3 protein-coding genes and 1 pseudogene are annotated in these 11,676 nt (G+C 40.2%); all 4 read left to right on the forward strand.

Translation table 11 applies throughout. The features are described from left to right. Positions 1-28: 28 nt before the first annotated feature. Entirely contained in the window at positions 29-4,606 is a 4,578-nt protein-coding gene (locus tag MOZ64_RS07190; RefSeq protein WP_320325907.1) for a bifunctional diguanylate cyclase/phosphodiesterase, read from the forward strand. Between the two features lie 103 nt (positions 4,607-4,709). Beyond that, positions 4,710-6,167, forward strand: a complete 1,458-nt coding sequence (locus tag MOZ64_RS07195; RefSeq protein WP_320325908.1) for a diguanylate cyclase domain-containing protein — start codon at positions 4,710-4,712, stop codon at positions 6,165-6,167. A 2-nt stretch (positions 6,168-6,169) separates the two neighbouring features. After that, positions 6,170-8,170 carry an EAL domain-containing protein gene (locus tag MOZ64_RS07200; protein WP_320325909.1) on the forward strand — a complete coding sequence of 667 codons (2,001 nt, stop codon included), beginning with the start codon at positions 6,170-6,172 and terminating at the stop codon, positions 8,168-8,170. Positions 8,171-8,528: 358 nt separating this feature from the next. Then, positions 8,529-11,676 (forward strand): annotated as a pseudogene (locus tag MOZ64_RS07205) (accessory Sec-dependent LPXTG-anchored adhesin); the annotation flags it as partial.

Below are 11,676 nucleotides of genomic sequence, written 5' to 3' on the forward strand. Positions count from 1 at the left end.
ATGGATAGAAAGGGGTCGATTTTTTATAATGAAAACAATCTTTCAAACCGATGAATATCACAAACTATACGATATGCTGGAACTGGGGATTTGTATGATTGCTCAGGATGAAGACGAAACCATTCTTTTTGTCAATAAAGGCATTCTTGATTTATATAATTGTCCGAATCAAGAGGCATTTTTCCAATTAACAGGGGGTCGTTTTGCGGGCATGCGATTGGAAGCCACCGAGCGACTTGCTGAAATGGCGGGTAACCAAACCAATTTTACGATGCATCTTTCGTATCAAACGTTACAACGACATGTACGAGAAGCGGATACTATCATTACGCAAACCATACAACAAGGACGGCCCATTTATATTTTGCAGATGGTGAGTCGGCAAAGTTTGATCGTGGATACGATATCGGATCAATTATCGGGTTTTTTAGCACCTAAAATTTTTTTCCAAAAAGCAAGTGATCTGGCCAAAGTTCGTATGAGTCAGGGAACGTTCACCGCGTATTGTCCGGTGTGTTTTGATATTGTCAATTTCTATTTCTTCAATCGAGATAATACGATAGCGGAAGGCGATAAAACGTTGCACTATGTTTCGGAAACGTTGCGTGAAGTTTTTCCAGATGGTCTTTTGTGCCATGCGAATGCGGATACTTTTTATGCCATATTACCAAGAAATGGTATTTTTACCAAGATCGATGAAGTATGTGCACGGGTGAATCGCTATTTGGGGGATGCAAGATATGCATTAAAAGCGGGTATCGTGATTTATGATCACAATGTCACGATGGCGGAAGTCCAACATAGTTTTGACATGGCCAAAATGGCTTGTGATGTGGCAAAAAACAGTCCCCATCGTTCACATGTCATTTTTCGTCAAGAAATTCAAGATTGGATCGAAAAGCGGGAGTATATCCTAAAAACATTCAATCAAGCCTTAGAAGATGGGCGCATCAAAGTTTTTTATCAACCGATGATTCGTCCTTTATCAGGGAAAATCTGTGGCTTTAAGGCTACGGTTCATTGGGAAGATCCAGTCGTAGGAATCATCGATCCGGATGTGTTTTGGCATGTTTTGGAAGAAGCTCGTTTAGCGGGACGATTGGATATTTTTATGATCGATCGTGTCGTTCATCTTCAATATGAACGAAAGAAAAATCGTTTGCCAGTCTTACCCATTCAGTCTGATATTTCTCGATTGGGTTTTGATTTGATGCATCCATTGGAACATTTAGAAAAAGCTTTAAAGAAATATCCCTTATCACGTGAATGTGTTCGCATTGGCTTTGTAGCCGAAATGCTCAATGATAGTACTGGAAATAGTTTACGCGAGATTTATCGTTTTCATGAGGCAGGTTATTCGCTTTGTTTGAACCATTTTGGCATGGAAAGCTTTTCCAATCACGACGTATATGATATTCCGTTGGAATATGTGGAAATGGATCGATATTTCTGTGATCATTTGGATACAAAGAATCGAACCATCCTCAAAGGTTTTGTGAAGATTGCCAAACAGTTAGGTATTCATACGATGGCCAATGGGGTAGATGGCCAAGAACAATTAGACGTTCTTCAATCGATTGGGTTAGAGAATGTACGTGGTTCCTACATTGGACAATCAAAAATATATGCCAATATGATGGAAGAACTCGCCCAAAAAGGGGTGTGTTTTGAAAATGAGTTGGAATGGCGAGTCTATCAAGCAGCTGGACTTGTGAACATGGATACCGAAGAGTCTCGCTGTCTTTTTCTTGTTGATCATGGAAAGGTTCATATGTTGGCGATGAATGATGCCTATTGGGCCCAAGTAAAAGGAACTGGCATTGTGGATCTAAAGACGGCCAATGAGTTAGTAAGAAAACAAGCAGAAGTATTCCCAAAACGGTTTGAGCGATATATCAATAAAGCTTACGATGAGGATCAGGAAGCTGCTTATTTTGCGACCAAAGATCGGTATATGAAGATGTACACGCATCGAATCGCGGGCGTGCGCCATTTTTGGATTGGTCAATCCAGATTTATCAATGTGCAGTTTGAACAAAAAAGACCAGAAAATGATAAGCTGGACTATTTCTTTCACCATATCACCGTCTTATTTGAAGGAATCTTTTATGGGAATACCCAACAAGATCAGATAGAAGTGATCGCAAGCATGGATCCACGCTTTCCAGCAGAGGAAGTATATGCAAACATGGATACGACTTTGGTTCATTTTTGTCAATGTTATGTGCACGAAGACGATCAAGAACGCTTTTTGCGCTTTTTACCCATCCATGACCAAAATAAAATGGTCAATACGATGAGTGAGAGTTTTCGCATTCGTCAATTGGATGGAAGTTATCGTTGGATCGTTTGTCAAATGGTATCCGGCGAAAAAGATTGGATGCTTTGTACTTGGCCGGCTGTCGATGAGGATCGAACAAATGACAAGTCCGATGAAAAGTCACAGGATCAGATGTTATGGAGTGCTTTTTTGCGTTTTAGTAACTTGCCCTTTTATTGGAAAGATAAAGAATTGAGATACAAAGGCGCGAGCCAGTCCTTTATTCACTTAGTGGGAGAGGATGCAATCTTTGGCCAGCGTGTAGAAAATCTCAAGAGCCAAGCGATAGAAACGATTGATCAACAAGTAATGGATCAGAAAGAAGCCATCGTGACCAATCAACGATATATGCTGTTGAACGGTCAAGAAAAGGTCTATCAAGTGACGGAGTTTCCTTATTATGATGACAACAATAGAGTTGCTGGTGTGGCTGGATGGTTGTATTTGGATGAAGCAACGACTACTGCTTTTGTCGATAAATGGACAGGTTTGATGAATGCCGCCGGTATCTTTTCTGTAGGACTTGCGTTTGATGATGCTTTGCATCAAAAAGGAAAAGGATATGGAGCTATACTCATCACGATCCAAAATTATGAGGATCTTTGTGATACATTTGACTCATCCTTTGGGCAAGATGTACAAAAGAGGATCGCACAAACAATTTTAACTTATGATTTACCAAATGGCGCGGTAGTTGCTCGTATTCGCAATGGATATTTCTTGTTTTTAGGGTCCAATGACATCATGTCACAATTGGAAAAACAAACGATTGATATGATTCAACGAATTCAGGCCCAAAAACAAATCAATGGAATGGCTTGCGATATTGTATTAAATCGGGCCATGGCTTTAGGCATCGAAGCAAAAAGTTTTTTTGATTTGATGGAAATGGTCGTACATAGAGCAACATATGGCCATGAACCCGAAAATTTATTGTCCCAAGAATGGTGGAAAATGGTAGCGATTAGTGCAAAAACGATCGATAAAATACCATATCCAGTCTATCTTGTTGATCCCTATACGAAAAAGTTATTATTTGTGAATCAAAAAATGAAACAAATCGTGAATATGCCGGACCATGAGGACTATTTGAATCATACATGTTACGAATTAGAGGGTAGGAAACAGCCATGTTCCGGCTGTCAATTATGGAATACCTCTCAAACGAGTGAGAGGGCCTATAAGAAAGTGTGGGGCGATGCCAACAAAGAAAGATTCTATGTCAATCATGTGAAGGTGCTTTGGCAAGGACAACATGCGCAAATGGTCATTATGGAGCCAACGGATACAGTGCTGGGTGAAAAACAAGGGAAAAATGAAATTCTAAAGGCCGAGCGTTGGGCGAATGAAGCCATTACGATTGGTCTTAGTGAACCAGAAGCAGATATTGGAATTCAGAAGTGTATTACATTTGTGGCTCAAAATCTACATGCTCAACGATTCTTTATTTTTGAAGAACGAGGACATTCTGAATTAACTTGCACGTATGAATGGACAGAGAAGGGTTTATTACCTTTGAAAGCAGATTTGCGCAGTCTGTCAAGAAGCCATTTTGATGCTTTATATACTGAATTTGAAACGAAAAAAGTTACCATTGTACATGACTATGAAGCGTTTCGAAAAGTGCATCCCGATTTTTCTTTACCTGTCATGGGAGTGCAAAATTATGTGGCGGGACGATTGGTTGTAGGAAATGTTCCGGTTGGTTTTACGATGGTCATCAATTTGACCGAAGATAGTTTAAATCCAGCGGGATATATGTTGGATACATTGACGGATTTTGTGGCTGTCATGTTACGAAATCGAGATAGTTTACAGGCAGCAAAAGAACAAGGACATCGGGATCCTATGACGGGGGTCTTGAATCGTCGGGGCTTTAGTCGTTATGTGGCCCAAAGTCCCTATGTTGGACCGCGTATTTTTCTTTCTTGTGACATCAATGGTTTAAAGAATATCAATGATACGCAAGGACATGAAGCGGGCGATAAATTGATCAAGCGTGCCACCGATATTTTAGTCGATAATGCCGATAAGAATCATGTATTCCGCATGGGTGGTGATGAATTTTTGGTCATTCGTGAAGGGGCAGATGAAAGTGGTGCAAGACAATTGGTACAAGATATCAAGATGGCTGCCCATGCACACGGTTTTGGCATTTCATTAGGTTATGTCGTACATACTGGACGCATCGATGATGTGGATCGTTTGTTGCGCGATGCAGATGCCGCCATGTATCTGGATAAAGGTCATTCCTATCGTCGTCGTGCGACGGATCCAAAGGACTAAATGCGATGAAAACAATAAAACAACTTTTATCGATGCTTGATCATTTTTTGTTTCCCAAGCCAACCTGCGAGGAAAAAGCAGTGATTGATCGAACAATCTTGGCATGGGAATCTGCTTGGCCTCCTTAACGTTGCTTGTATCTTTATATATACCGGTTTGGTCGGTCATGACCGAACAAAAAGATGCCATTGAAATCATTGGGTTGGTTTTAATACAAATCACAAGCATACTGTTTCTTCTTTATGCATGGTCACGTTGGAAAAATAGATCCATCGCTACAAAGATCCCCATGGGAGTTGTCTTGTATACCTATCAGATCTCCTTATTGGTTTTTGAAATCATTCATTCCGTCATGCGGGCCTTTGATCACGGATCGGTATTGGATTTTGTACTGATGTTTCTGATTTGTTTTATGTTTTTTATCGTTCCTGCTTGGATCAATGCCATCTTAAGTGGAGTTGCTTTGTTGTATATTGATCATACCCTTTATACCTATGGCATGGATTTTGGCAGTATACGAACCAGTGTGAATATTTTCTTAGTGATCGTCTTTATTTCCTTGGTTCGTTATTGGGCCATGACCGAGGTGGCTAGGCGAAGTGTGGAACATATGAAATGGGCACAGGAGCAACAACGCTTAAGTAATCAGTTGGATCGGAGCATGCATGCTTTTAAGAAAATGGCAGAAACCGATGCATTGACCCAATTGTATTCACGGAATGGGTTTGTTACCCGTGTACAGAAACAATTGGAAACGAATCCCGAAAAAGCCATGCCCCTGGTCTTTATCGATATTGATGATTTCAAGCAGATCAATGATCTGTATGGACATAATATAGGTGATGTGGCCTTAACTTCAGTAGCCAACAACATTCGTCATCATTTTAAAAGCGATGCGATCATTGGTCGTTCGGGTGGCGACGAATTATGTATTGTATTACCGGGAACAGCCAAGGAAAATGAGAAAGAGATTCATTCCCTCCATAAAGTGAAGCAGTATTTTGAAGCCAATGGTCAAAAACATCGTTGTACATTATCGGCTGGATATGCGGATTATCCGAAGCAAGCCAATGATATTTCGGAGTTATTGAAAAAAGCCGATACGGCATTGTATAACGTCAAGTTACATGGCAAAAATGGAATTGCTTATTATGATTATCCAATGGATCAGCAGTTTCGTTCTCAAATTGGTTTTAGTGATCGGGAACTGATACAGAATATGCCCATTGCGAGCATGATCCATACTTTGGATCGAGATCAGAAAATCTTGTATGTCAATATGGCATGGATCGAAGTGTTTGAATGTAGCGGTGTGGATGATTTCTTACAAATGACCCAGAGTTCTGTACAAAATATGATTCTTCCTTCGCAACGGGCAGTATTTCAAATTGATTACGAACAAATTCTTGCGAACAAGAAAGTGAATGGAAAAAAGTATCATATTTTGACGAAAAATGGGCAACAAAAATTAGTGTTGGTGCAGCGTCGGAGATTCCACACGCAACGGTATAGGAATCTAATGTTTGTGACTTTGATGGAAATCGAAGAAAGTAGAGGATAGACATGGATGAACTTGAAATGATATGTCAATGGATCGAGCATGCCCCACATGCGATCGCGGTTTATCAATATGTGGAAGGAAAAGTCAAGACAATTTGTGTTTCCGATGGTTTATATGCGATGATGCATAGTCCTGATGAACCGGATAAAGCCGCACTGATCCAACGATATGCGACAAATATGTATCGCAATACAGTTCCAGAAGATGCAGCAAGAGTGGCCTATGAAGCCAAGCGCTTTGCGAAAGAAGGCGGAAAATATGAGGTATTCTATCGCGAAAAAGTTTATCAACAAGATGTTTATACAATGACCCATTCCATCGGCTATCATTATTATCTGAAAGATGGCCGGCGCATTGCGATCATTTTTTATACGAATTTGGATAGTGCGGTAGATCAACATTTGCAGACCATCTTAGAAAATGATGCCTCTTTTCAAAGTTTTCTAGACTTTAGCAATCTAGCCATTGCCGTGGTCAAAAAAGGAAATGGAGAATTATTATATTGTAACCAACCCATGTATAAGTTGGTCAAACCCGTCCATAATTTTGATACAGGCATGACCCTTTCGGAATTTATCAAAGGTAGAGAAGATCCTACGATCATGGCACATCTTGCACAGATGGAAGGAAAAAACAATCAATTGGTTCGTATCGACAATACCACTGAAGAGGTAGTCATGCATGTCACGACCATGGAATGGGAACATGAAGATGTATACTTGATCGAATCTGCTCCTTGGGATCGTCTCTCCCATGATGCATTGACGGGTCTACCAAATATGTCTTGGCTAGTGAATCATGCCAACAAACGCATTCAACAACTGCGGGTGCAAGGACAAGTTCCAGCTTTTATCTATACGAATCTGTATGGTATGAAGGGCTACAACAATCAATTTGGTTTTGCGCAAGGCGATCGAATCTTAAAGGCCTTGGCCTATGCCCTAAAAGAAATTTTTGGTGATGAATGGTTGTGTCGATCATCGGAAGATCACTTTATGGTATTGACTTCGGCACAGGGGCTTGATGAGAAATTGGATGTGCTTTGTGGTTGTGTACAAAAAGCTTCACTAGGTAATTTTTTGAAATTAAAATTGGGCATCTATGTAGCGGATGATCAAGGAAAAGAACATCGAGAAATTTCCGTTTCAGAAGCGTTTGATATGGCTCGATTGGCTTGTAGCACCATCAAAGAAAATGCACGAAGATCTTGGGCCTATTTTAATGGAAAAGTATCGGAAGAGTATGAAAATCGATTGTATATATTGGATCATTTCCAAGAAGCCATGGATAAAGGATGGATCGAAGTCTATTATCAACCTATTTACCAGGTACACAATCAAACATTAACCAGCTTTGAGTGTTTGGCTCGTTGGAACGATCCCATTCGTGGCTTGTTGAGACCATCGAAGTTTGTTCCTGTTTTGGAACAATATCATTTGGTAGGCCTATTGGATCGTTATATCTTAGAGAAGATTTGCCAACAAGCTCTGTTGCGAAAGCAAAGAGGATTTGGTGACATTCCGGTTTCGTATAATGTCAGTCGTGATGATTTTAATTATACCGATGTCTTTGAGGAAGTATGTGAAACAACAGCGAAATATGGTATGGATCATCATTTGATCCATGTTGAAATTACCGAAAGTGCCTTTTCCGATGATCCGGAATTTATCGGTCAACAAGTCAAGCGATTTAGAAATGCTGGTTTTCATGTATGGATGGATGATTTTGGTAGTGAATATTCTTCATTGGGAACACTACAAACCATGGATGTGGATCTTGTTAAATTGGATATTCGTTTCTTACGTGGTTGTGAAGAAGAAAAGGAAGGACATCGAGCCATTCATTTACTGCAATCAACGATCCAATTGCTCAAAGCATTGGGTTTGCATACGCTTTGTGAAGGCGTTGAAACCCAAGCACAATTGGAACTATTGAAAGAAGCAGGTTGTGAAAAAGCACAAGGCTTTTATTTAGGCAAACCACAACGATTAGAAGATATATAAGAGGAGTTGCTTCAAGTTGAATCATCTGGAAGCAACTTTTTTTCTTGGTAAAAATGGTTGTGAAGAAAACATCAAATATTCTTGATTCCTTTGAAAAGAGACTTGGCATCTACCAAACAAGTGGTACAGTTTGTATTAACAATTGGCGGATGGAAACAAGAAAAGATCATTTGTATTGTGAATCAAATGGTTAAATAAACTTATATAATGAAATTTAAAAATATCTAAATATAGTTAATCAGTGATATAATTTTTTATATATTAAAAGTATTTACCTTAACAAAAAAATTTTTGTCATTATAATGATGAATGAATAAAAGCAGTCGAGTATAAGAACATTATCTTAGAGGTGAGAATCATGAGTAGAAAAAGCAGAAAAATCCTGAAAAGAAAAAAACATAATAGAAAACAGGCTCTTTTGAAAGGAGCAGCAGCTACAGGAGCTGTCTTCGGTGGAACGGCCATGTTTGGTCAAGGCAATCAAGTCTATGCCGCAGAAGCCACAGGTGTATCCGAATCTGAATCGGATAGTGAAAGTGTTTTAGAACAACCAAGTGCTTCGGAATCAAAGATCGAGTCGGTATCGGCATCCACCACAGGATCTGAAACATTCGATCTAGAAACAATGGGGCAGGCCCAAAAAGCAACTAGTTTTGCGAATGTGGATACACAGCAGGATTCTGCTCAAATTTCGGCCAATCAGTCCAATAGTGAAGCACTCTCTACAAGTGTTTCAAATAGTACACAGGATCAGGAAGCTTCAATCTTAGCATCGAATAGCACCAGTACTTCCCAGGCCAATTCCCAGGCGGAGTCTTTACGTGCTAGTGCCTCTACACATGCTTCTACATCGACAAGCGCTTTTTCCAGTCAGTCAGCCAAAGATTCAACTTCTTTATCCCAAGTTGTGAGTCAGTCTGTCTCTACGGTTAATTCAGAACAAGATGAAAAAGATACCAAAAGTTTATCAGAAGCCACGAGTCAATTGGCTTCGACCAGTGTTGCGAATGAGCAAAAGAGCCAATCCGCTTCTGCAAGTGATTCTCTTTCTGTGGCTGCTAGTCAACAAGAAAGTCGCAGCTTAGAGAATTCGGTACGTGCAAGTACAAAAGCTTCACAAGAACAATCTACATCAGCGAGTGAACAGGCGAGTGAATCGACTTCAACTTCTACGAGCAAACGTATGATGAATAGTGCAGTCTCTGAATCGGCAAGTCGTTCTACTTCTGCTTCGTTAGTCGCTTCCGAACAAACCAGTGCGGTGGTTTCCGAATCGGTGGCTGGTTCCGAAAAACAAAGCCAACAAATTTCCGAAAGCATTTCGGAATCGATGGAAAACAGCGCAAGTGCTAGCACGTCTGTTCAAGCTTCTGTTGTGGTATCCAATAGTCAAAGTACATCTCGAAGTATTTCTGCTTCACAAAGTCAAATAGCTTCGGCATCGACCTCGGAATCGGTGGCAGCTAGTGCCAGTGCATCGGCTTCTGCCAGTGAAGTTGCAGGCATTGAAAAGGTCACAAAAGTCAAAGTATTTGAATATAATGGTACGACAAACTCAAATGATTGGGGTTACACCATCAAACATATGACTGGTGTACTCGATTTGGAAACCGGTGTCATTCATTGGGAATTTGAATATCAGGCAAAAGATGGTAGCAGAAGAGTATGGTATCCATGGTATGGCTACGAATATCCAAATCAAGAACAATATTTTGGCTTCTATCTAAATGTAGTTGGTGGAGCTGAAGCACCGACAAACATCGTTGTAACAGATGCAGCCGGACAGACTTATTATTTAAATCAAGATATTTTCAATAATAATGATTCATATGACAAAAATCAACAAGCTCCAAATGGGGAATGGAAAAAAAGAGCACTGGGTTCCAACATTACGACCTTAGATTACTCAGGTAGATTTTGGGGAGATAGTTATTCAACCAATAAGAAAATTAACGTAAATGGCAGAGTGAGCGTTGCATTTGATACCTCTCTAGGTGAATATGAAGAATGGGGAAAAGCCATTGCCAATGTTGTTGTCAGTGTCCAAGCAACCTCTAGTACTACAGCGGAACACTACAGTAACCAGTTAGGAGATTATACGATCCATTCGACAAGATCCGAATGGAGCAATAGCGAACAATACAATAATGGTGTTGTTATCATCACACCAGAAAAAAATTATACCGATGATGCACAAAGTGTCAGTGAGTTATCCTCTATGTCACAGTCGACATCCGAATCGGTCTCGAATAAGAAGAGTGAATCGGCTTCAACCAAAACAAGCCAATCCCTTTCACAAAAAGAAAGCCAATCGACAAGTCGTAGTACCAGTACTTCTACTTCACAAAGTCAGAGTACTAGCCGTGCTTCAGAAAGTACGAGTCGATCGATGTCGCAAAGTGTTTCTGATCAAATTTCGCGTTCGACTTCCGTCAGTGAATCCCAATCGATGGATCAATCGGAACAAGAAAGCACTTCAAGATCAGCAAGTGAAAGTGAATCACGAAGTATTGCGAGTAATGAAAGTGCATCGACCAGTCAGTCCGAAGAAGGATCACAATCGACAAGTGCAAGTACTTCGGCATCTGAAAGTTTATCCAATGTGATTTCTCAATCCGAAAGTGCTGCATCGGAATCTGCATCACAAAGCGATAGTGTCCAAAGTGAATTCGAAAGTGCAAGTGATAGTAAGTCTATTAGTCTTTCGGTTTCAGAAAGTTTAAGTAATAGCATCCACTCAGAAAGTACATCGACAAGTGATCAATCAAATAGTATTAGTACAAGTGTGTCTGAACGAAATTCAGAAATTGAATCTACGAGCAACAGTGCCTCAAAATCAACATCATTAAGCCATTCAGATAGAGAGTCAACAAGCCATAGTGCAAGTGATAGTACGGATATTAGTAATAGTGATAGAAATAGTGAATCCGAAAGTGCTAGTGTAAGTACTTCTATTTCACAATCGGAAAGTGAAAGTCGATCCATATCATTATCAAATAGTGAGAGTGAAAGAATTTCAAATTCGGAAAGCACATCAGTAAGTGAATCCGAATCTGCAAGTGAGTCAGAATCAGAAAGTGTATCAGCTAGCGAATCTGAGTCCACAAGTGAGAGCGAATCGGAAAGCATTAGTGAATCAGAATCTGAATCCGTTAGCGAAAGTGAATCGGAAAGTACATCAGTTAGTGATTCTGAAAGTACAAGCGAGTCCGAGTCCGAAAGCACATCGATCAGTGAATCTGAATCCACGAGTGAGAGTGAATCAGAATCTACAAGCGTAAGCGAAAGTGAATCGGAAAGTACATCAATTAGCAACTCTGAAAGTGCCAGCGAATCTGAGTCTGAGTCCACAAGTGCTTCGGAATCCGAAAGCACATCGATCAGTGAATCTGAGAGTGAATCTACAAGCGAATCCGAGTCCACAAGTATTTCAGAATCCGAAAGTGTATCGACTAGCGAAAGTGAATCAGAAAGCATTAGTGAATCAGAATCTGAATCCGTTAGCG

The sequence above is a fragment of the Absicoccus intestinalis genome (assembly GCF_033971885.1).
GTDB lineage: Bacteria > Bacillota_I > Bacilli_A > Erysipelotrichales > Erysipelotrichaceae > Absicoccus > Absicoccus intestinalis.